The sequence below is a fragment of the Paenibacillus sp. FSL F4-0122 genome (genome assembly GCF_038002845.1).
GTDB classification, from domain to species: Bacteria; Bacillota; Bacilli; order Paenibacillales; family Paenibacillaceae; genus Paenibacillus_AQ; species Paenibacillus_AQ odorifer.
Genome location: NZ_JBBODI010000001.1, coordinates 4,890,504 through 4,911,922, shown reverse-complemented (window position 1 = coordinate 4,911,922; position 21,419 = coordinate 4,890,504). Strand labels below are relative to the sequence as shown.

Genomic DNA, 21,419 nt, shown 5'->3' with positions numbered 1-21,419 from the left:
CTATACCATTTTACATTTTTTACAAGTCCAGAAAACATTCTCTTAATGTAACTACTATAATATGAGACTGTAAACATACATTAGGAGGGAAATTATGAAATCACCGAAAAAGTATGGCGTCAGAACAGCAATTGTAGCGACAGCGGCAACTGCTCTTTTTGTATCCAGCATAGTCACTACAAATGCACCTAATCAAGCAGACGCAGCATCTTCGAACACAAGAAATGTAATTCTGTTTATTGGAGACGGAATGGGTGCTGCTCAGCGTGATGCCATCCGGCTTGCCACCGTAGGTGAAAAAGGAAATCTAGCAATGGATTCCATGCCATACGTTGGATTAATTCATACAAGCTCCACTGTCCCTGTTACAGATTCGGCTGCTTCTGCTTCTGCTTATGCCAGCGGTGTGAAGACTTATAATGGTGCTATCGGAATGGATGCCGATAAAAAAAGTGTTAAGACCATTATGGAATATGCTAAAGATGCCGGGAAATCAACAGGTGTCGTTACCACTAGTCAGATTACAGACGCGACTGGCGCCGCATTTGGTGCTCACGTTGAAGACCGCTCAAAGCAAAGTGATATCGCTCTTCAGCTTCTGACAAAGAGCAAGGTTGATGTTCTGCTCGGTGGGGGTGAGGATTTCTGGTACCCGGCAGGCAATCCCGGCAAATTCCCAGATGAACCCGCTGAAGATCCTTCAGAAAAAAGCAAAGGAACGCAAGGTAACCTTGTGGATAAAGCTAAACAATTGGGCTACACCTATGTAACGAACAAAGCGGATATGCAAAAAGCAAAAGACGGCAAGCTGCTTGGAATATTCGCAAACGAGGAAATGTTCCAGCAAAAGCCTGAGGGTGAAGGAGATATTTATAATCCGGTGGTATCGCTGCCCGAGATGACTAAGAAAGCTATAGATACGCTAGCAACAAATAAAAAAGGATTTTTCCTTATGGTGGAAGAAGAAGGCACTGACGAATTTGCACATCAAAACAACGCTAAAATGACGATTAAATCAGGTCAAGAACTGGACAAATCCGTGCAAGTAGCCAAAGACTTCGCCAAAAAGAATCCAGATACACTGGTTCTAGTGCTTGCCGACCATGAGACCGGCGGATTTTCTATTGAAGCAGTTGACGCAGATGATGAGTCCGGTGACGGCATATCCAAAGAAGACGGTCCTTTCGCCATCGCCAATTCCAAACACAATTTTGTAGTGGACTGGACGACCTCAGGCCATACTGCGGTTGATATTCCAATTACAGCTATGGGCAAAAATGCACAATTATTTACTGGAATCTACGAAAACACCGAAGTATTCACCAAGCTTATGCAAGCATCAGGTTTTAAAGCCAAAAAATAAAGGCGAACAATAAAAGACTAGCCAGATTTTTTTCTGGGTAGTCTTTTTTATTTTAAAATACAGTATTTACTTAGCATCTGTTCGCACAACAAAAATGATATCCTTAGTCTGATCCGCCCATTTACCTGTCAGATGAAATCCTCTGATCGTTGCTCCAGGCTCAAGCGCACTCTCATCATCCAGTTCTATGCCCACCTCTCTGGAGAGGGTCTGAGATTGAATCACTTTTCCATCCATATGAATGGTTATCTCTGGCATCGCCGTGCTGCTGACTTCCTCACGATCACAAATGGTTAATACAAGCAGAAGTACAAAACTTAGGACTGCGATGTATATTCTTTTCAAGAAGACACCCCTTCTTCCCATTGTTCAACTAATCTGATGTGAAATATTCGATTCCCAATATGATCAAACCCAAAATAAAGATGATGATATCAATCACAAGCGGAAAACCTAAAGCTAAACTATGAATCGATTTTACAAATATACCGTTAATTAACGATTACAGCGAGGTGTGTTTATAAAATTCTATTTTTATAGCTAATCCAACGGTTTCCTTATGCTTCTAATTTACGTGACAGCTCCTTAATTAACTCGATCTCTCGTAAAACCATACTTCGGGTGTAAAAATAGAGCTCCTCAGAGTAATCCATATCCTCACTATTGCCAACTACTTTGGATAACTGCTGTAAATGGTCCAGCTTTTCGTTCATATAAGTCTCTCTGTAATCAAGCAATCTTCTACGTGTCTCCTGATCCAAAAGCTCATAATAAGCAAGACGAATAGACCATTCATTATCAATTCGAATAGTCTCCAGCGTAAATTCTGTTAAGCAGGTGTTAAACCGCTCCTCACCCTCAGTAGTTATAGAATATACATAACGTTTAGGCCGGCGTTCCTGAATTTCCGTTTTTTTGATTACCCATTTTCGCTTTTCAAATAATTTCAGCTTTGGATAAAGCGAGTTATTGTTTACGATTTTATCATTGCCCATTACAAAAATAATGTTTTTTTTAATTTCATAACCATGTTTGGCCCCTTTCATTAATTGGGCCAGAATCAAAACTTCAATATCCATAATCATCCTCCGGGCTTCCGGAATACGTATCCGGTTCATCATTTTCTTATATTACCTCAATTACTACATTCCTGCCAAATCACTCGTGATTTTTTGCACATACTTCCACCCTGTTCTTTCGCTAATATAGGTTAAAATAACCTATTTATTTTCAACCTATATGTAGAGAGGAAGTTATCATATGGAATTCACACATTTATTTAGCAAGGGCACAATCGGAAATATGGAGCTTAAGAACCGGGTCATTTTACCAGCGATGGGCACGAAAATGAATGCGCCGGGTGGATACGTCAGTGATCGTCTGATTGATTACCATGTAGCACGAGCTATAGGCGGCAACGGCTTAAATACTGTAGAAGTAACAACTATTCACCCAACGGCGGCCTCCGATGATGCTCCTGCCCTTTATGATGATAAATTCATTCCAGGTATGGCTCAATTAGCATTAGCTATTCGAGAGGCAGGAGGCAAAAGCTGTCTACAGTTATGGCATGGAGGTAAAGTAACTCCCAACCTAATTCAGGTCTCCTCTTCACCTGTTCCGTTTGAAGGCGTGACTCATATACCACGTGAACTTGCGCATCATGAAGTCGGCGAGATGGTTCAAGCTTACGCAGATACAGCATTACGTGCGAAGAAAGCCGGATTTGACAGTGTGGAATTCCATGCCGGCCATGGTTATTTGCCCCAACAATTTCTAAGTCCTGCAATGAATTTTCGTCAGGATGAGTACGGCGGTTCTTGGGAGAATCGCTGCCGCTTCCCGCTGGCTTGTATCCGGGCTATCCGGAAAGCGGTTGGACCTGGGTTCCCTATCTTGATGAGAATCTCTGCGATTGAGGATCTACCGGGCGGACTTACGCTGGAAGATATGAAGCTCTTCTCAAAGCTCGCTGAAGAAGCTGGAATTGATGCTATTAATGTATCTCGTGGGGTCCCTGCTGGCGCTGCGATTAAATATGAAGTTCCGCCGATCGATTTACCTGTAGGCTTCAATGTAGATAACGCAGCACAAATTAAATCTGTGGTTAACATCCCTGTTATTGCCGTAGGCCGTATTAATGATCCAGCAATTGCAGACCGGATTATTGCGGAGGGTTTGGCTGATTTTGTAGCCATTGGGCGTGCGCAGCTGGCAGATCCGGAATTCTGCAATAAAGCTTTAGCCGGACGTGCAGACACGATCGTTAAATGTGTGGGTTGCGACCAAGGCTGCTTCGATGGATTCGTGAATCCTAATGTTCCATTTATCAGCTGTGTGTTTAATCCTGCAACCGGCCGTGAAAGTGAATATGAATTGCAGCAAACGGGTATCCCCAAAAAAGTACTTATTGCTGGTGGTGGCCCTGGCGGATTAGAAGCAGCTGTCACCCTGAAACGACGTGGGCATCATCCAATATTATGCGAAAAAAATGACATTCTGGGCGGACAGCTTTATATTGCCGGTGCCGCACCACGTAAAGAGGAAATGGCTGCAGCCGCTCTGAATATGGGAGAAACCGCTAAACGAGAAGGTGTAGACATTCGAATGAATACAGAGGTTACACCTGAATTAATCCAGGAAATTGCTCCAGATGAGGTCATTCTTGCAATCGGATCTTCTCCTATTATTCCGCCTGTGGAAGGCATCGACAGTTCACATGTGGTCAATTCACATGATGTGTTATGGGGAACGGTTCATCCAGAAGGAAGAGTCGTTATTATCGGCGGTGGTTTAGTGGGGCTTGAGGTCGCAGAACTGCTTGTAGAGCGCGGACATCAAATCACTGTAGTTGAAATGCAAGCTGATGTTGCTAATGATCTAGGGCTTCTGCGGAAAATCTGTGTCATGGAAAGTCTATATGGACATGGCGTTGAATTAATGACCAACAGCAAATGTATGGCGATTCAAGGGGATAGCGTAATTGTTGAAAAAGACGGCGAACGTCACAGCCTACCTGCTGATTATGTAGTAATTGCTGTAGGTTCACGCGCCCTCAACAAACAAATCCTTCAGGATTTCTTGGAGGAAAGCTCCATCCCTTATCATGTAATTGGCGATGCGGTGCAAGCGCGTAGAGCGCTGAATGCGATTTGGGAAGGCGCTGAATTAGCTAGACGAATCTAATTAAGCTAACTATATGCTTCATGAAAATAACCCGGCAGGTCCGCCCTGCCGGGTTATTTTTTACTCAGAGTGCATTCGTGAGCGGCTATTCGGTAATCGGTATCCATTTAACCCTTCACCCTTCACCCATTATGCCGTTCGGACTCAGGAGACGCTATTGAGCTAAAAATAGCCTTTTTACGAATCTATCGGACCTAGATGCCGCTATTCCGCAAAAATAGGGGTCAAAAGAGGTGCTGCGACGGGAATAACTGCAGTGGAGTCCGAAAAGCTCAGCAAATCAGCATTTAGGTGCTAATAAGTGCAACGGTGTCCGTTAGCGAGAGAGATGCGCACAAAAGTATGGTAAGAAAAATGAAAATGGTGAGAATAGTGAAATACTCATCTCAATGACCACTCACATTCATTTTGAGTATCGGCAGCCCAATAAATGCGGCATATCGCTCAGCTTCTTTAAGTACCAACTTTTCCGTATCGCCCAGCTCGGCAAAAGGATGGATCATAATCTCAATCCCCTTGGTCTTTAAGGTTCTTTTCCATGTACCCACCACCTGACCCTCCACAACAATCGTCGGAAGAAAAACACCATTATTCCCCGGAACTATTAAAGGAGCAACGTCGGGCTCTAGAACGGCACTTCGGTCTTTATAACCCAGAATGTACTCATCAAAACCCGGAACCAGATGAACGCCGGAGTCCTCAGCAGCTGGCTCTAGCCGATCAGCAGACATCCAATACTCACTGCCATCAATAACCTCTGATTGCAGTTGACTTTTGGCCGCTTCCAGACCTCTTCTAGCATCGGTAAGGGTGATGCCTGCCCACCAAGCAAAATCTTGAACAGTTGCTAAACCATGTCCGGTGAAATATCTCCGAGCGAGTTCATACAATGACTCATCGTAAGAAAGTTCTCGAAACTGTGGCACCCATTCCTCTAACAAAACAATCGTTTGCTGCTTACCATTCATCGGTCCGAAACAAATCAACCCTTGGTACGCAACATTCCACAACATATGATAACCACGCTGGTTCCCTGTGTGAATACCTTCTTCTTCTATTAGCTGAAGTAAAAGAGCACGATCTAGCTGCTTTCCACCTTGTAAAGCATTAACTATAATATGTCTACAACGTTCTAGTGTCTGATCATCTAGCCCAAGCTCTGCATTCCGCCGCTTTGTTTGTCCTGCTAAACGCGGCACAGATAGCTGATGCATCCACTTTACATCTTCCGGTGGGACAAAATGAAGCGTACCTCGCAGCGTCCAATTCAGAATCATCTTGCGATCAGCGATAGCACGCTCTATATCAGCTAAACTCGAAGATGGAATACGTAACCCGATCGCCCACATCGCCTGCATGTAATCCTGCGCCTGTACTGCCCCTAATTCTTTAACGACCTGTTCGGGCTTGATTAGCTTGGAATCAACGATCTTCTGGTTGTATAAACGTTGCGCAGCTATCATTTTATTCGTCACACTTTGCCTCCTTAAGTGATCCTTCTCAAACCATCGTTTAACCTTATTGGAATAATTTTAATATAATTTTTTCCAATCTCATAGTTTTTCTTATTTCTTAGCTGTGGCCCGTCTTACGGCTGGTGCGACTACCGATCCCAACAAATCAATGATTTGCTCAACCTGAGCATAAGGTAAACCACCAATATCAATCTGAGCCAGAAAACGATTGTGTCCGTACAGCTCATGTTGATAAAGGATTTTTTCAATAACCTGTTGTGGGCTGCCTACGAGCAGCGCATTTCTCACACTCATGGCTTCAGCAAATTGGTCTTTAGGGTACGCTGATCCACGAAGCTCTTTCATCATGTGATTTAAATATGGGTAATAGTTACGGAATGCTTGCTGTGAATCTTTATCGATATATAAAAGGGTGGTTGTACCCACCGGCAGCTCTGCCGGATTAAAACCTGATTGTGCGGCAACCTGACGATACATATTCACAGAGGTCTTGAACGCTGAAGCAGGTCCACCTAGAACAGCCAGCATCATCGGGATGCCCATTCTTCCTGCCTTAACTGCACTTGCCGGAGGTCCACCAACCGCTCGCCAGATAGGCAGTTTACCATTCAGAGGCTTCGGAAAAATCTCCATATCATTCAGAGCAGGACGGAATTGCCCTTCCCAGGTAATTCTTTTTTCGTTATTTATTTTCATAAGCAATTCAATCTTCTCTTCGAACAATTCTTCATAATCCCTCACGTCATATCCGAACAGTTCATAAGCTCCTAATCGTGATCCACGTCCAGCAACAATTTCTGCTCTGCCTCCGGATAACAAATCCAATGTCGAAAAATCTTCATGTACACGTACAGGATCTGCTGTGCTCAATACAGTCGCTGAACTGATAAGCTTGATTCGTTCCGTTGCGTTTGCTATAGCTCCAAGTACGACCGATGCTGCTGAAGTAATAAATTTCGCCTGATGACTCTCCCCCACTCCAAATACATCTAATCCAGCATCCTCTGCTAATTTGGCGGCAGCAATGATCTCTTGAATCCGTTGTCGTTCACTGATTGGTTTACCTGTTAAGGCATCTGCAACATGATCACCTAAAGTATATAAACCTATTTCTAAACCCTTATTCTCGTCGATTCTATATTGTTCCATCATGATGATGTCCTACTTTCTTAGCTGTATTATTGGATAGGATGAAGCTTCGATGCAATCTCTTCCCGGCGTTCTTCCAGAAAAGAAGGCAAGGTCAAATTCTCGCCCAATGTGTCAAAAGATTCATCAATCTCAAACCCTGGACCATCTGTAGCAAGCTCGAAAAGAATATGGTTCGGATCACGGAAATACAAGGAATGGAAGTAATAACGATCAATGACCCCTGTGTTCTTGAACCCTGAAGCTGTGAATTTAGCAGCCCATGCGGTTAATTCTTCCAGATCCTTCACTCTTATAGCCACATGATGGATACTCCCTCTTCCCGGTCTTTCCCGGTCTTGATCATTAACTTCTTTGAGCTGAAGTTCAGTGTACAAGCCGCCTTTAGCTGTTTCATAAATATCCACCATAACCTTCGGATCACCCATGGATGGCACTCTACGAACTTGTGTATAGCCTAAAATATCCTCCAAAACAGCCTTTGTACGGCTAGCCTCACGGACAGTCAATTCAACGGGACCCAATCCAACAATGGCATATTGTGGTGGAATATCATCAGTAATCCAAGGTTCTACCAGCTGAGTCACATTATCTTTTTCTGCGGAAACCAGATGAACCGTTAATTCATCACTATCCTGAAAAGTAAGCGAATTGCGCTCCTCTATACTTACGATAGCTTCATGAGCAACTTCAAATGTATCTAATCTGCTAGCCCAATATACTAAAGCCTCATCGCTAGGAACGAGAAGAGAGATTGCAGAAATACTGTTCGTTCCTTTCCGGGTCTGGCCTGCATTCGGCATTTCAAAAAAGGATACCTCGGTGCCTGGAGCGCCATTAGAGTTGCCATAGAATAAATGGTACATGGTTGGATCGTCCTGATTTACGGTTTTTTTGACAAGTCTTAGTCCCAGTACCTCTGTATAAAACCATAGGTTTTGTTTAGCGTCTTTAGTAATCATTGATACATGATGTTGTCCGGTTATTTGTGGTTGGCTCATTTTAATTTCCTCCTAATATGATTATGGTTTACTAGTAAACTGATGCTGAAAAAAGGAAGCTTTATTCAGAATAAAGCTTTTACAATACTACTGAACTCCTTGTGGAATTCGATTCTCATTCAGGCTATGGCGGTGAATCTTCTTAAGCATGCTGTAAAATACTTTCTTCTCGTCGTCCGTCAGTGGATCGAATAACGAAGCTTGGAAATCCGATTGCAAAGGAAGAACCTTCTCGATAAGCGCCTGGCCCTTTTCAGTTAAAGAAATATACTTCACCTTCCAATCCTGCTTGCGTTCAATCCATCCTTCTTTTTCTAATCTGCCAAGCATATGTGATACTCCACCTTTAGTAATGGTTAAATGCTCGGCCATTTCCATCTGTGTCACAGGCTGATGTAATAGTATTTGTACTAACGCATCAAACTGGCTAACCGTTAAATCAAACTGCTTCAAGAACTCATTGGAAAGATCGTTACTATTGTCATAAACTCTTACCAGCCGCAGCCAGATCAATAAGCTTAGTTTGTTGTCTTCAGTGAATCCATTGTCTCGCATTATGCCACATCCATTACTTTGGAATTGGATCTACTTGATTATCAGTTTACTAGTAATCTGATATGAAGTCAAGTTTCGTATTAACTTAAGAAATAGAGAAGCACAGATAAACCATTACTAAACATGTGCGCGCCTATAGGCACTAATATATTTTTTCTTTTCTCATATAGGTAGGCAAAGATTAATCCAGCAGCCATATAGGAGAAGATATTCCACATTTCGTTATAGTTGCTCTGGAACACCACGGCTCTATAGACATGCTGGAAGCCAAATAAAAAGGAGGATATCAGATAAGCCAGAAGACGACTTTTCCTGCGGATCGTTCTATAAATGGTAACCCGATATACTAATTCTTCAATCACGGGGCCAATCCATACCACGTTCACTGTAAAAATAAATGGATACGAGGACAACATTGCCCGTAAATCCACCTCATTAACAGACTTTGTAATAGGATGAAAAATGGAAATTAGTGTGGGGATCAACATACTTCCGATGATAATAATCAAACAAAGTCCCCAAACCATCCATAACATATTACGGACCCAGTATTGTCCGAAATCTTGAATAGCTTGTTTATAGAATCTCCTAAAACCTATAATCACTCCTATGTAGATCAGACTATTCAACATTAAGGCCATTCGATTTTGTTGTTCTGGCTGCCAAATAAAAACATGGTTAAGAATTCCCATAACCGGCCTGATCAAGAGAATGGAGAACAATCCTAAAAAGTACATTACTGCTAATATAACGCCTAAGATCAATTGCCTTTTACTTAATTTTTCATCAATCATTATAATCTATTCCCCCAAGTAAAATTGTTAATAGACTGAATATCAACCATTTTAGCATTGGGAAATTTCATATGACTTAATGTAATCTTACATAGACCTTAAATTTGCCGGTTCAGCTCAATTATAATTTCAAACTGGTTATCTTGCGTATTCAGCTGAACAGTCCCTCCATGAGCAGCTATTATTTTTTGAACAATGAGTAACCCTAATCCAGAACCTGCCGGGTTCAAGGCTGATGGTTGGCCGTAATTAATAAAAGTAAGCTTGGCTCCATCATTCACCTTTTCCAGCACAGCTTGAAACGTAGAACCTTGCTCCTGATAAGCGATGGCATTATAAAGCAGGTTTGAGAATACTCGATTCATTCTTTTTTTATCAAACTGTAGAATTATTTCTTCTGGCTCGATTACAAAATCAGGGATCATACCCGCAGCCTCAAGCTCGGGCAACATATGTATCATTTCTTCTCTCAAATATTCTGAGAAATCATCTGTTGTAACATCCAAGCGGAATTCGGGACTTTCCATTCTCGATAATTCAAACAAATCCTGAATCAATACATTGGCACGGATACTATTTTCGTATATTATTTTGGCAAATTCCAAATGTTCTATCCGACCGCTCACCTGTTCTTTTAGTTCAAGCTCTGCGTAACCCATAATACTTGTTAATGGATTTTTTAAATCATGTGATATATCCAATATTAGATTTTTTCGATTGTTTTCACTCTGTTCTTTTAACGAGGTCTGGATCTGAATCACTTCTGCCATATGATTAAAAGCCTGCTCCAGTTGACTAAACTCCCGATTCCCGCCTACCTGCACTCTTGCTGAATAATCCCCATTCTTAACCTTTTCAACAGCAGCGGACAACTGGTCTAAGGGTTTAATGAAACTAACCGCCGTAATTCTCGCATAAATCATCGTGCTTAGAATCAGAATCAACAAATAACCTAACGCAATAAACCCAAGCATTTGAAGGGTATGATCCTGCATAGGTGAATCTGAATTCCAATGGAAACTACCTGTCATTTTCACTTGTATAGGTAAAGAGACGATCAGCCAAAATTGTTCCTGCTCATTATATTCAACAGTGATCATATCTTTGTTAGCGCCAGTATTCATTAGAAAATCCGTAAATTCTTTGACACTAATCTGCTTGGACGTAAATGGATTGTTGCCAATGGAATGTATGACTTCGTAATTGGAATTCACAACCTGTAAACTGCCCCCGACATCATTAACAACACTAGTGTCAATTCTTTGATAGTCATTTTGCATAAGCTTAGCAGCCGTTAACTGATTATAAATAATTTCCTTAGATCCCAGCCTGTTCATGCAAAACAAAGCAACAATCACCAATATCGTTATAACCGTTGTTATAAGAAAGATCGCGATATAGTTTTTTAACAATTGATAGGATATATTTTGTTTTCTCATCTTATTTACCTGGGTTGTAGAATTTGTAACCTAGTCCACGCACTGTAACGATATATTCGGGATGGTGCGGGTCCCGTTCGATCTTATTCCTTAGACGGCTGATGGTAACCATAATCGTATTATTATCACTATAGAAATCTTCTTCCCACGCCGCTGCATATAACTTTTTGGGCGTAAAAATTTGATTAGGACTCTGCATCAGACATTGTAATACCTTATATTCCTTGGCATTTAGAAGAACTGGACTTTCATTTATGTACAACATACATTCCTTTAAATTCAGCTTCAATTCTCTATGTTGGATTGTTTCTTCAGTTATCGATTGGCTAAGATCGTATACATTTCTTCGTCTCAGCTGCGCCTCAACCCTAGCCACAAGCTCTGAAGCACTAAATGGCTTCACCATATAATCGTCTGCTCCAAGGCCTAAGCCCACTATCTTATCAATTTCTTCACCGCGGGCAGTTAACAAGATAACCGGAATATGGCTTTTCTCTCTTATCTGTCGCAGCAGATTAAGCCCATCAAGCTTGGGCATTACAATATCCAGAATGGCAAGATTTATTTCATGTTGATTAACAACCTCTAAAGCCTCAATGCCATCCTTGGCTTCGAATACTCGATAGGATCGATCTTCTAAATGTATTTTCACTAGTTTTCTTATATCAGTTTCATCTTCAGCAATCAGTATATTCATCGCTTAATTCCCCTAACTATTCTCAAATAGCTGAGTCTTTTCACTCAGTATAACTTGCCAATACCACTTCGGTATATAAAGCCTAAAGAATACATCTGGAACATCATGATTAAAATACCAATGGATCACCATAATCAAATCTATTAAAATCAACAATTCCAAGTTCCTCGACTTCGTAATGATCATACTCCCGTTTTTTCTGATCATAATGGGAAATCTCCGCCGTTCTCAACAATAACTCTCTACCCTTATGAACCGGTTCAACTACCTCCCATGTAGAAGCATTCGGGATGTCACTAAAAAATGGAATCATTTCACGACCTCCTTTTAATCAAACTGCTTCACAAAATTGAAAAATTTTCTTATTTATTTCTCAGAAGATTATTTTATTCAATTGATGTTGGAACAACAATAGTGTATGATGCATAGTATAGATCGAATACTGTATGACACATAGTAAGTATAAACGACTTCGACGTCCTCTTAAGGACAGCAAGCGTTTAAACCAAAAATATAAGAACAATTTATAAGAGATTATAAATCCTTATATTTTAAATAATGAGGTGGGTGAATGAGTACTTTATTAAATTCTTTAATCACAGAGCTTAGAAGAGGTACGTTAACGCTAGCCGTTTTAAGTCAATTACGAACGCCCCAGTATGGATATTCGCTCGTTCAATTGTTGGAGGAATCCAGCATCATCATCGATCAAAGCACCCTATATCCATTACTTCGCCGATTAGAGAAACAGGAATTAGTGACGAGCAGCTGGGACACATCCGAGAGCAGACCCCGTAAGTATTATGTTCTAAGTGACTATGGCGTAGAGATTTTTTTACAGCTAAAGGAAGAATGGCTTAAGAATTCGAAAGAACTCTATGGCCTATTACAAGGGGAGGATGACCATGAAGCTGATTGAGATTTACATTCATGAAGTTACTCGGAGGTTACCAGAACAAAATCGGGAAGACATTGCATTAGAATTACGATCAACCATCGAGGATATGTTACCGGATGATTATGACGAAAAAGAGGTAAAAGCCGTCCTTGCAAAATTGGGCAATCCAGCTATTTTAGCTAGTGAGTACCGCGATCAGCCCATGTATCTCATCGGCCCACGCTATTTCGATTTATATGTTACGTTATTAAAAATGATTATACCCATCGCTGTAGTTGTTTCTTTAATCGCTCTGGTTGCTGATTACTTGATTGGCTACAGCGGCGATAAAACAGTTGCGGATATTGTTACTGCAGTTATAAGTACAGGAATTGGAACCTTTCTTGAAGTAGGCATCCAAGTCTTTTTTTGGATAACTGTTGTGTTCGCTATTATCGAACGGGCAGATAAAGGAAAGGAAGGTCATCCTCTTACTACAAAATTAAGAAAATGGACTCCTGATGATTTGAAGGATATCGCGCTTGTCCATAAGAAAAAAGCAATTACAAGCTTCGAAGTGTTCGGAAGTTTACTGTGGACTGCCATTTGGGCTACTGTTTATTTTAATGCTGAACACCTGATCAGAGTCTATAGAGGCGGTGAAGGCGCACTTAACTTCGTAGCCCCAGCTTTTAATCAGCATGTGTTACTTGATTATTGGCCTATTATTCTTATTGTGATCGGATTAGAAGTCGCATTAACTATATATAAATTAATCAAGAGACAATGGACTAGAGAATTAGCATTATGTAATACGGTCCTTGAGCTCATTGTACTTATTGTATTCGCTGTTATCCTTATAAATCCGAGTGTATTTAACCAAGAATTTATTAATTACATGTCTAATTTATTAAACACTACAGCTAACCAATTTGAAACGGGACTAGTAGGTGGAGGAATAGCAATCTTGATTTTAGTCGCGGTCCTCAATATATATGAGGGCTTCCGCAAGGCTCGCCTTTAGTATTCACAGAACGGCGATTCTCCTGTTATTTGGAGAATCGCCGCTTTGTTTTCTGACTCGTTGAATGCCTGCTTCAAATGCTTCAACAACTTCAACATTGTCACCCCCCTCTGAGAGTTGCGGACCCAGATGACGTTATTTGCACATTTTCTGCCTTTGGAACAGGGCTTCGGACTCCAATGACGCTATTCCCTAGAATCAGCTCCATATCGAGGGTGTTTCAAGCCAATAACGACTATGCAGTCCGTTGGCATCCCAAAAGTGCGATATTTCTGGGTTTAGAGTCATCTGTGTCCGATAGGTGTTTCGTATGTGCAAATGTTGGCGAAGAATACGAAAAAAAGGAGTTGTCTCAGCAGCCATTCAGGGCATATGGGACAACTCCTTCTGATTTAATTAAATAGTTCAAGCTCGATAACCGTATCCATCTCATCAGGTAACATCGCGCCTTTTAATGTAATAAAAGCTCCACCGTCAACATCCGAATATTCCTCAGCCATCCACGGCACCTCCACCTTTAGCTCGGTACCATCACGTAGTAATCTAGCCTTATTAATCTTCCCTTTCAAGCCTTGGAAATAGATCGGGCCAATTCCACGGTCGTAGACATGCGCATACAATTTATTGCCCTTTTGCGTATAACGTCCCCACTCTGGCTTAGGTAGCGAAGACTTCCCGCATCCATAAATACTATCTCCATTAAGGCGCATCCACTCCCCAACTTCGTCAAGGATAACCAGGGATTCCCGTGTCATTTCACCTTTAGCATCTGGTCCAACATTGAGGAGCAGGTTACCATTCTTACTGATACATTCGACCATCGTACGAATGACTTGCTTGGTCGATTTATAATTCTTATCCTCGGAATGATAACCCCAGTTGTCATTAAGGGTAATGCAGGCTTCCCAAGGGATGGATTGGCCGTTTACGTCAACAATGCCGCCAGGTGGAATGATCTGCTCGGGGGAGAAGAAATCTCCAGCATATTCCTCAGGTTCTGCCGCACGAATATTGCCACCTAATCGATTGTCGATAATAATATCAGGTTGTATGGAACGAATCATCCGGATAAGCTCCGTCGCCTTCCACTTCTCCCCTGTCATATTATCGTAGGAGAAGTCAAACCACATAATGTCGATTTTACCGTAATTGGTGAGCAGTTCCTTTACTTGCCCATGCATATACTCCAAGTATCTATCGAAATCAATCGGCTTATCTTTGACCGCTTCGTTATCCCGATCAGGATGTGCCTTATCTCCATAACCGGGATAATCCTCATGGTGCCAGTCTATGATAGAGTAATATAGACCAACTGCAATCCCTTCAGCACGGAAAGCGTCTACATATTCCCGCACTAGATCACGCCCAGCGGGCGTATTAGTCGCTTTGAAATCAGTCAGCTTACTATCGAACAGACAGAACCCGTCATGATGTTTGGTCGTAAGCACAGCATATTTCTGACCCGCAGCTTTGGCTGCACTTGCCCATTTCTTCGGGTCATATCGAGAGGCGTCAAATTCATCGAAATACGTCATGTAATGCTCTCTACTCATCCGCTCGTTGCCGCGTATCCATTCCCCTCTAGCAGGAATTGAATATAATCCCCAATGGATAAACATCCCGAACCTATTCTGTAAGAACCATTTCGTTCTTTCTTCTCTTGTACCCATCTCTCCAACTCCTCCGTTAATGAAAGCTGTGATCAATCATTCACTCCACCTAAGCGGTATGAAATAATGCAGCTGCTCCAATTAGGCCTACATCGTCTTTGAGCGCGGCAGGTTCAATTGTAAAAGTACCTTTATAAGGATCCATGACAAATAGCTCCGTCTTCTCCACCAGTGCAGGGAATAACAAATCTCCAGCCTTACTCACGCCTCCACCGATTACGATCCGATCAGGATTGAACGTATGTACTGCATTGGCTAGACCTAGTGCCATATAATGAATACTCCGGTCAATAACCTCGACGGCCACGGGATCGTTAAGTGCCATGGCTTCAAATACGTGCCGCGAAGTAATTTTTTCTCCATTTATATTAGCCAGTTCCGTAATCATCGACGGTCTGCTCTCCATACTTCGCAGCGCCATATCCCGAATCGCTGTGCCCGAAGCGAAAACTTCCCAGCAGCCGAATCTTCCACAGCTGCATTCCGTTCCGTTCGGGTCAATAATATTATGACCTAGTTCACCAGCAAATGAATTTTTGCCAAGAAGCAGCTTACCGTCAATGACGATACCTGCTCCAATCCCTGTGCTAAAGGTAACATAAACCATGTTGTCTGCACCTTTGCCAGCACCTCGGACATACTCGCCCCAAGCCGCAGCGTTCGCATCATTCACTACCTTTACTTCAACGCCTAGCTCCAACTCCATCCAGTGCTTCAGTGGAACATTGTCCCACTCCGGAAGATTCGTGCCGTGAATAACGATCCCGTCCTGGCTATTTACAGCTCCGGGAGAAGCCAGACCCACTCCTGTGAGTGGTCGCCCTTCGGATACGGAGCGGATCATATCGATCATTCGCTGCACCACTTCTTTAGCGGTACGTGCCCCAGCCGTTTCCATCAATTCCCGTTTCAACACGGTCCCCTTTGAATCGAACAATGCTGCGGCAATTTTTGTGCCTCCTAAATCGATTCCAACTACGTAGCTCTCAACCTTCTGCATAACCCATTCACCTTTTCACTATCTATTATTAGCCGTTAGAATGAATACTCTCCGCTAACGCCCGTAAGGCTGCTGGATCGATTGGCGACAAAGCGTCTTTATCATAACGAACAGCCGACCCAAAATGCACTTCTGTTACTCCAGTCTGATGTATAAATGAAGTAATACCTTCCGGCTTCAGACCGCTTCCAGCCAGTATACTTACCGATTTACCTCTTGATTCCTCGACTAGCTTCCGCATAGCAGGAATAGCTTCAGGAGCCGGACCTGGCCCGGCAGAAGTGAGCACACGCGTAATTTGCGGATACTTACAAAGCGTTCGATAACCTTCTATTTGATCCTTCAACTCATCAAAAGCACGGTGGAAGGTTACTTGCAATCCCTCGGTCAACGGCAATAATGTTTCAAGCGCTCGCTCGTCGATAGTCCCTTCCGGAGTTAACGCACCAAGCACAATCCCCGCCGCACCGCTGGCTGCAATTTGCTTTATCTCTGCTGCCAACGTCAAAATGTCATACTTTGAATAGCAAAAAGAACGGCTGTGCGGGCGAACCATAACAAACGCAGGAATGTTAACCGATTTGGCAACTTGTTGCACCAATCCTATCCCTGGTGTTAATCCGCCTTCCGTAATCGCAGTAATGAGCTCCAGGCGGTCAGCCCCATTCGCTTCGGCTGTAAGAGCATCGTCCATACAAGTAGCGATGACTTCCAATCTCATAACTTTCCTCCACTCTTCCGGTTGTTATTGTTGTGCCTGTTTCATAACATAATCAGCGAGCAGTCGAGCACCATAGCCCGTTGCTCCAGCTTCTGAATACCCCACATCCTGTTTGTACTGAACCGTCCCAGCCATATCAATATGGACCCAGCTCAGCGATTCCGCTACAAAGCGCCGTATAAAAAGCGCTGCTGTAATCGCACCTGCAAAAGGTGAAGTACTAACGTTGCGCAGATCAGCGTAATTGCTTCGAAGATCGACTTCGTATTCATCCATAAGCGGCATGGGCCACAGTCGTTCTCCATTGCGCTCACCGATTTCGACGAGGCTCTGCGTCATCTCTCCATCACCCCATATGCCGGCGATACCTAATCCTAACGCTGCGCCAACATTTCCAGTAAGTGTTGCAATATCAATGACCTTAGTTGCCCCGATATTTGCTGCATGAATAAGAGCATCCGCGATAATAAGCCGCCCCTCGCCATCCGTATTTGCAACCTGAACCGTCAGCCCATTAGGATAGCGTATAACAGACGATGGCAGCATTGCTTCAGCATCTGGTACGTTATCAACAACTGGGATCAACGCGGTCAAATTTACATGAGCTTGATTCCGTACTAAAATATCCAGCGCCCCAAGAACAGCTGCTGCGCCACCCATGTCCATACGTGCATCGCTAATATCACTTGCGGTCTTAACATTCATCCCACCCAAATCGAAGGTAACACCTTTACCCACCAATGCCAGCATTGGCAATTCAGGGTTACTCTCATAGCGAATTTCAACGAGGGCTGGGGAGTGTTTACTGCCAGCTCCAACCGCCAGCAACCCATTCATCTGTAGGTCAACCAGCTCCTGCCCCCGGTAGACATGAACTTTCACTGCTGCGTTATCACGCTCGAAATATTCGACCATCCATTCTGCGAACCGATCCGGATTTAGAGTCCCGGGCACCTCATTCACCAGATCGCGAGCAACCACTGCTCCTTCAGCACGCATGCGGCCAGTACTTAGTACAACTTCCAGTTCAAGCTTTGTCAGTTCAGGCCAATCGGCTGTCTGGAGCAGCAAATCAACTGAAATGTCTATTTTAGTAACGCCACGATAGGTTTGAAAACGATATAATCCAAGAAGCCAGCCTTCAATCCATGCTTGCAGCTCATCCGCAGCGGAAATATTACTTTCTGCTGTCCTACGAACAAATGAAGCTGAATTTCTTCCTTCTCTTAGGGCTGTACGGGCGGCAGATCCCGCTGCTCGGCGAACTTTCTCAAGCGTAAGAGCCCGGCGTTTTCCCATTCCAATAGCTATCACATCGGACTCTTCCTCAGAGCGAGCATATAACCATGTCACACTGCCACTCTGTTTGTGAGCTTCTCCCAGCCGAAGAGGAAAAGCCTCCTCTTCATAGGCTAAGTAGATAAGCGTATCCGCCCCATTAGCGGAATCGAACAAGATATTCATAGCTGTCCCTTCTTTTCCGTAAAGTGTACTCACATTTTAAATTATCGTTCTAGTTTCAACATTTCTTCATCAAAGAGATGACAAGCGAGCTCATGACCTGGTTCAACTTCCCGGAATACAGGCACATGCTGCTTACAGATTTCCATACAGGAAGGGCATCTTGTATGAAAACGACAGCCCGTCGGCGGATCAACTGGACTTGGAAGATCCCCTTTTAGAATAATGCGTTCCTTCTTCAAGCTTGGATCGGGCACGGGAACTGAAGATAGCAGCGCTTGGGTGTAAGGATGCAAGGGACGGTCATACAATGAATCCTTATCAGCCGTCTCCACAAGAGAACCCAGATACATAACCCCAATTCGATCACTAATATGCTCGACCACACTGAGATCATGAGAGATGAATAAATACGTCAGGCCATATTCCTCCTGCAAGTCCTGTAACAGATTCAACACTTGGGACTGAATCGATACATCCAGCGCTGACACGGGTTCATCCGCCACAATTAGACTTGGGCGAACGGACAGAGCCCGGGCAATCCCAATCCGTTGCCGCTGTCCACCGCTGAACTCAAACGCGAATCGCTCGGCGTGGAAACTGTTCAATCCAACGGTCTCTAGCAGTTCGCAAGCTAGTTTATCCCGTTCTTTAGAGGACAGCTTTGTATGAATAAGCAGGGGTTCGGCGACAAGATCCTTCACCTTCATGCGGGGATTAAGTGAAGCATAAGGGTCTTGAAACACCATCTGCATATCTTTGCGCAGAGGCCGCATTTGGTTGTCTGAGATATGGCTAATATTTTGTCCCTTAAACCATACTTCTCCATGATTGGGTTCCAGTAAGCGAGTCACCAGCCTGCCCGTAGTCGATTTCCCACAGCCACTTTCACCTACAAGGCTGAACGTTTCTCCCTTACGAATGGCGAATGAAATCCCATCAACGGCGTGTAAATATTTAGTCGTTCCGAAGAAGCCCTTCTTCACAGAAAACAACTTCTTCAAACCCTTAACCTCAATTAATGGAGTCTCTTTCATAAACATCCCGCTCCTTCCGTGTCCACCTGCTGTGTAAGCCAACAACGGCTTTTGCGCTCTAGCCCCTCAATCGGAAGTAGCTCAGGTTCTTGCGACAGACAACGCTCCATGGCAAATTCGCAGCGTGGCGCAAACTTACAGCCGGCAGGCATTTGTGAAAGGTCTGGCACATTCCCTTTTATAGACTCCAAGCGATGTACATTCTGGCGCAGCTTAGGTACCGATTGAATCAATCCCTTGGTATACGGATGTTGCGGTCTGGCGAACAGCTCCTGAACAGAGGCTTCTTCCACCACACGACCTGCATACATAACAACTACCCGGTCACATAATTCGGCAACTACTCCAAGATCATGGGTAATGAGCAGCATTCCCATATCCTGTTCATCTTTCAACTGCTTCATCAGATCAAGAATTTGCGCTTGAATCGTTACATCGAGTGCGGTCGTGGGTTCATCGGCAATCAACAGCTTTGGATGACAAGACATGGCCATTGCAATCATAACCCGCTGTCTCATCCCCCCGGATAGTTGATGCGGATATTCATCGATTAATTCCTCTGCGCGAGGGATACCTACAAGCCGCAACATATGAATGGCATGCTCACGAGCCTTCTTGCGCCCATAACCCAAATGCAGCCTAATCGGCTCTGTTAATTGCAGCCCAATCCGCAGCACTGGATTAAGAGAGGTCATCGGCTCCTGAAAAATCATTGCCAGATCATTTCCCCGGATTTGGCGCATCTCCTTCTCAGAAATCTTCGTCAAGTCCTTTCCTTCAAAACGCACAGAACCTTCAGAAATTCTGCCCGGCGTATCTTTAAGCAACCGCATGATCGATAATGAGGTTACACTTTTGCCACAACCAGATTCACCAACCAGGCCTAGCACTTCACCTTTTTTAATAGCAAAGTCTACCCCCGCAACCGCAGTTATACTTCCATCGCCGCGTTTGAACTCCGTTTTCAGCCCTTGTACATCCAACAAATGTTGAGTCATGTCTTGTCCCTCCTTAGTTTTTCATTTTGGGATCAAGAGCATCACGCAGTCCGTCCCCGACCAGGTTAAATGCAAGTACTGTTAAAAAGATGGCTATCCCCGGAAAATAAACGATATGTGGAGCAATACTTAAATAATCCCGTCCCATACTTAACATTGCGCCCCAATCGGGCTCTGTTGTTTTTGCACCCATTCCGAGAAAGCTCAATGATGCAGCGGCCAAAATCGCTCCGCCAATCTTCATGGATAGATTAACGATAATGCTGGGCACGGTCTCAGGAAAAATATGACGCCAAATAATCCGGCGATGCTTCGCTCCCATGGAACGAGCCGCTTCCACAAACAATGTTTCTTTCGCAGACAGCGTTACGCTCCGAATAATTCGGGCGAACGATGGAGTACCAAAGACTGCAACTGCGATAACAACGTTGGATAGACCCGGACCGAGAATGGCGACGATCCCAATGGCAAGCAGCAAGTCAGGAAAAGAAAATAGTACATCACTGCCACGCATAATTATCCGATCTAGCCAACCGCCATAATATCCGCTTAACAGACCTAGGATAGTTCCAAGTACACCTGCGATTAAGACGGAACTGAGACTGACCGCTAAGGTTAAGCGAGTACCATCAATCAAACGGCTTAGAATATCACGGCCATATTCGTCTGTCCCGGCCCAATGTGCAGCAGAAGGACCTGCCATAAGAGCATCGTAGTTTGGTTCATCAGGATTATACGGGGTCAAAAATGGCCCGAAAATTGCAATTAGGAATAGCAATATAATAAAAAATGCGGCCACAAGGGGCATCTTTTGTTTACTGAACTTACGTAAAAAAACACCCATACGGCCTTTTGTTTTCTCCGGGGCCAGTACCTCTCCGGGTAATGGAGATTTTGCTCCCATCACCGCCGAATTGTCACTCATGATATCCCTCCTGATCCTAAATTCACCCTATAAATCTATTGAAATTC

21 protein-coding genes are annotated in these 21,419 nt (G+C 43.5%); 4 read left to right on the top strand and 17 right to left on the bottom strand.

The genetic code is table 11. From position 1 onward, the window contains the following. Positions 1–94 precede the first annotated feature (94 nt). On the top strand, positions 95–1,363 hold the full coding sequence (locus MHH49_RS21320) for an alkaline phosphatase (RefSeq protein ID WP_076129878.1): 1,269 nt from the start codon (positions 95–97) through the stop codon (positions 1,361–1,363). A 66-nt stretch (positions 1,364–1,429) separates the two neighbouring features. Here the strand turns inward: MHH49_RS21320 and MHH49_RS21315 are convergent, their stop codons facing one another. Together MHH49_RS21315 and MHH49_RS21310 are read right to left on the bottom strand one after the other, a co-directional pair. Then, entirely contained in the window at positions 1,430–1,708 is a 279-nt protein-coding gene (locus MHH49_RS21315; RefSeq protein WP_076306955.1) for a hypothetical protein, read from the bottom strand. A 212-nt stretch (positions 1,709–1,920) separates the two neighbouring features. Further along, the gene (locus MHH49_RS21310) at positions 1,921–2,442 is read right to left on the bottom strand and encodes a PadR family transcriptional regulator (protein WP_036688994.1); all 522 of its coding nucleotides are present in this window, start codon (positions 2,440–2,442) and stop codon (positions 1,921–1,923) included. A 181-nt stretch (positions 2,443–2,623) separates the two neighbouring features. Here MHH49_RS21310 and baiCD point away from each other — a divergent pair, with 181 nt between their 5' ends. Beyond that, positions 2,624–4,549: a bile acid Fe-S flavoenzyme BaiCD gene (gene baiCD / locus MHH49_RS21305; protein ID WP_341087152.1), complete on the top strand. Its 1,926-nt coding sequence runs from the start codon at positions 2,624–2,626 to the stop codon at positions 4,547–4,549. Positions 4,550–4,935: 386 nt separating this feature from the next. On the opposite strand, the gene MHH49_RS21300 is transcribed toward baiCD, so the two are convergent. The 8 genes from MHH49_RS21300 to MHH49_RS21265 all read right to left on the bottom strand — a co-directional run bounded on the left by MHH49_RS21300 (position 4,936) and on the right by MHH49_RS21265 (position 11,972). Further along, positions 4,936–6,024 (bottom strand): winged helix DNA-binding domain-containing protein, encoded by a 1,089-nt coding sequence (locus MHH49_RS21300; RefSeq protein WP_076129880.1) that lies wholly within the window; start codon positions 6,022–6,024, stop codon positions 4,936–4,938. 90 nt (positions 6,025–6,114) lie between these two features. After that, positions 6,115–7,176, bottom strand: a complete 1,062-nt coding sequence (locus MHH49_RS21295) for an LLM class flavin-dependent oxidoreductase (RefSeq protein ID WP_217696505.1) — start codon at positions 7,174–7,176, stop codon at positions 6,115–6,117. A gap of 26 nt (positions 7,177–7,202) precedes the next feature. Further along, a complete protein-coding gene (locus MHH49_RS21290; RefSeq protein WP_076129881.1) occupies positions 7,203–8,174 on the bottom strand; it encodes a ring-cleaving dioxygenase in 972 nt (323 codons plus the stop codon). 87 nt (positions 8,175–8,261) lie between these two features. After that, positions 8,262–8,729: a MarR family winged helix-turn-helix transcriptional regulator gene (locus tag MHH49_RS21285; RefSeq protein ID WP_076219998.1), complete on the bottom strand. Its 468-nt coding sequence runs from the start codon at positions 8,727–8,729 to the stop codon at positions 8,262–8,264. A gap of 80 nt (positions 8,730–8,809) precedes the next feature. After that, complete coding sequence (locus MHH49_RS21280) at positions 8,810–9,523, bottom strand: CPBP family intramembrane glutamic endopeptidase (protein ID WP_341138464.1); 714 nt, start codon at positions 9,521–9,523, stop codon at positions 8,810–8,812. Between the two features lie 98 nt (positions 9,524–9,621). Beyond that, positions 9,622–10,962 (bottom strand): sensor histidine kinase, encoded by a 1,341-nt coding sequence (locus tag MHH49_RS21275; protein ID WP_341138463.1) that lies wholly within the window; start codon positions 10,960–10,962, stop codon positions 9,622–9,624. Position 10,963: 1 nt separating this feature from the next. After that, positions 10,964–11,659, bottom strand: coding sequence for a response regulator transcription factor (locus MHH49_RS21270; protein WP_076105240.1), 696 nt, complete (start codon positions 11,657–11,659; stop codon positions 10,964–10,966). A 109-nt stretch (positions 11,660–11,768) separates the two neighbouring features. Beyond that, complete coding sequence (locus tag MHH49_RS21265; protein WP_341138462.1) at positions 11,769–11,972, bottom strand: hypothetical protein; 204 nt, start codon at positions 11,970–11,972, stop codon at positions 11,769–11,771. Between the two features lie 258 nt (positions 11,973–12,230). On the opposite strand from MHH49_RS21265, the gene MHH49_RS21260 reads away from it, so the two are divergent. Next, positions 12,231–12,578 (top strand): PadR family transcriptional regulator, encoded by a 348-nt coding sequence (locus tag MHH49_RS21260; protein WP_076129886.1) that lies wholly within the window; start codon positions 12,231–12,233, stop codon positions 12,576–12,578. After that, entirely contained in the window at positions 12,565–13,560 is a 996-nt protein-coding gene (locus tag MHH49_RS21255) for an HAAS signaling domain-containing protein (RefSeq protein ID WP_076129887.1), read from the top strand. The genes MHH49_RS21260 and MHH49_RS21255 overlap by 14 nt, the downstream gene beginning before the upstream one ends. 392 nt (positions 13,561–13,952) lie before the next feature. Here the strand turns inward: MHH49_RS21255 and MHH49_RS21250 are convergent, their stop codons facing one another. The 7 genes from MHH49_RS21250 to MHH49_RS21220 are packed head-to-tail and all read right to left on the bottom strand — an operon-like array spanning position 13,953 to position 21,291. Continuing rightward, a complete protein-coding gene (locus MHH49_RS21250; protein ID WP_341138461.1) occupies positions 13,953–15,230 on the bottom strand; it encodes an alpha-L-fucosidase in 1,278 nt (425 codons plus the stop codon). 49 nt (positions 15,231–15,279) lie between these two features. Next, positions 15,280–16,230 carry an ROK family protein gene (locus tag MHH49_RS21245; RefSeq protein ID WP_341138460.1) on the bottom strand — a complete coding sequence of 317 codons (951 nt, stop codon included), beginning with the start codon at positions 16,228–16,230 and terminating at the stop codon, positions 15,280–15,282. A gap of 28 nt (positions 16,231–16,258) precedes the next feature. Further along, positions 16,259–16,951, bottom strand: coding sequence for a copper homeostasis protein CutC (locus tag MHH49_RS21240; RefSeq protein WP_076129890.1), 693 nt, complete (start codon positions 16,949–16,951; stop codon positions 16,259–16,261). Between the two features lie 24 nt (positions 16,952–16,975). Further along, positions 16,976–18,415, bottom strand: a complete 1,440-nt coding sequence (locus MHH49_RS21235) for a leucyl aminopeptidase family protein (RefSeq protein ID WP_076129891.1) — start codon at positions 18,413–18,415, stop codon at positions 16,976–16,978. A gap of 41 nt (positions 18,416–18,456) precedes the next feature. Continuing rightward, positions 18,457–19,449 (bottom strand): ABC transporter ATP-binding protein, encoded by a 993-nt coding sequence (locus MHH49_RS21230; RefSeq protein ID WP_341138459.1) that lies wholly within the window; start codon positions 19,447–19,449, stop codon positions 18,457–18,459. After that, positions 19,446–20,447, bottom strand: coding sequence for an ABC transporter ATP-binding protein (locus MHH49_RS21225; RefSeq protein ID WP_341138458.1), 1,002 nt, complete (start codon positions 20,445–20,447; stop codon positions 19,446–19,448). The genes MHH49_RS21230 and MHH49_RS21225 overlap by 4 nt, the downstream gene beginning before the upstream one ends. Positions 20,448–20,460: 13 nt before the next feature. After that, positions 20,461–21,291, bottom strand: a complete 831-nt coding sequence (locus MHH49_RS21220) for an ABC transporter permease (RefSeq protein ID WP_370510612.1) — start codon at positions 21,289–21,291, stop codon at positions 20,461–20,463. Positions 21,292–21,419 lie beyond the last annotated feature (128 nt).

What these genes read in the sequence shown, in the direction of transcription:
- MHH49_RS21320 (WP_076129878.1), top strand. Translation starts at nt 95, where the DNA reads ATGAAATCACCGAAAAAGTATGGCGTCAGAACAGCAATTGTAGCGACA.
- MHH49_RS21310 (WP_036688994.1), bottom strand. Translation starts at nt 2,442, where the DNA reads ATGGATATTGAAGTTTTGATTCTGGCCCAATTAATGAAAGGGGCCAAA.
- baiCD (WP_341087152.1), top strand. Translation starts at nt 2,624, where the DNA reads ATGGAATTCACACATTTATTTAGCAAGGGCACAATCGGAAATATGGAG.
- MHH49_RS21295 (WP_217696505.1), bottom strand. Translation starts at nt 7,176, where the DNA reads ATGATGGAACAATATAGAATCGACGAGAATAAGGGTTTAGAAATAGGT.
- MHH49_RS21290 (WP_076129881.1), bottom strand. Translation starts at nt 8,174, where the DNA reads ATGAGCCAACCACAAATAACCGGACAACATCATGTATCAATGATTACT.
- MHH49_RS21285 (WP_076219998.1), bottom strand. Translation starts at nt 8,729, where the DNA reads ATGCGAGACAATGGATTCACTGAAGACAACAAACTAAGCTTATTGATC.
- MHH49_RS21280 (WP_341138464.1), bottom strand. Translation starts at nt 9,523, where the DNA reads ATGATTGATGAAAAATTAAGTAAAAGGCAATTGATCTTAGGCGTTATA.
- MHH49_RS21275 (WP_341138463.1), bottom strand. Translation starts at nt 10,962, where the DNA reads ATGAGAAAACAAAATATATCCTATCAATTGTTAAAAAACTATATCGCG.
- MHH49_RS21270 (WP_076105240.1), bottom strand. Translation starts at nt 11,659, where the DNA reads ATGAATATACTGATTGCTGAAGATGAAACTGATATAAGAAAACTAGTG.
- MHH49_RS21265 (WP_341138462.1), bottom strand. Translation starts at nt 11,972, where the DNA reads ATGATTCCATTTTTTAGTGACATCCCGAATGCTTCTACATGGGAGGTA.
- MHH49_RS21260 (WP_076129886.1), top strand. Translation starts at nt 12,231, where the DNA reads ATGAGTACTTTATTAAATTCTTTAATCACAGAGCTTAGAAGAGGTACG.
- MHH49_RS21255 (WP_076129887.1), top strand. Translation starts at nt 12,565, where the DNA reads ATGAAGCTGATTGAGATTTACATTCATGAAGTTACTCGGAGGTTACCA.
- MHH49_RS21250 (WP_341138461.1), bottom strand. Translation starts at nt 15,230, where the DNA reads ATGGGTACAAGAGAAGAAAGAACGAAATGGTTCTTACAGAATAGGTTC.
- MHH49_RS21245 (WP_341138460.1), bottom strand. Translation starts at nt 16,230, where the DNA reads ATGCAGAAGGTTGAGAGCTACGTAGTTGGAATCGATTTAGGAGGCACA.
- MHH49_RS21240 (WP_076129890.1), bottom strand. Translation starts at nt 16,951, where the DNA reads ATGAGATTGGAAGTCATCGCTACTTGTATGGACGATGCTCTTACAGCC.
- MHH49_RS21235 (WP_076129891.1), bottom strand. Translation starts at nt 18,415, where the DNA reads ATGAATATCTTGTTCGATTCCGCTAATGGGGCGGATACGCTTATCTAC.
- MHH49_RS21230 (WP_341138459.1), bottom strand. Translation starts at nt 19,449, where the DNA reads ATGAAAGAGACTCCATTAATTGAGGTTAAGGGTTTGAAGAAGTTGTTT.
- MHH49_RS21225 (WP_341138458.1), bottom strand. Translation starts at nt 20,447, where the DNA reads ATGACTCAACATTTGTTGGATGTACAAGGGCTGAAAACGGAGTTCAAA.
- MHH49_RS21220 (WP_370510612.1), bottom strand. Translation starts at nt 21,291, where the DNA reads ATGGGTGTTTTTTTACGTAAGTTCAGTAAACAAAAGATGCCCCTTGTG.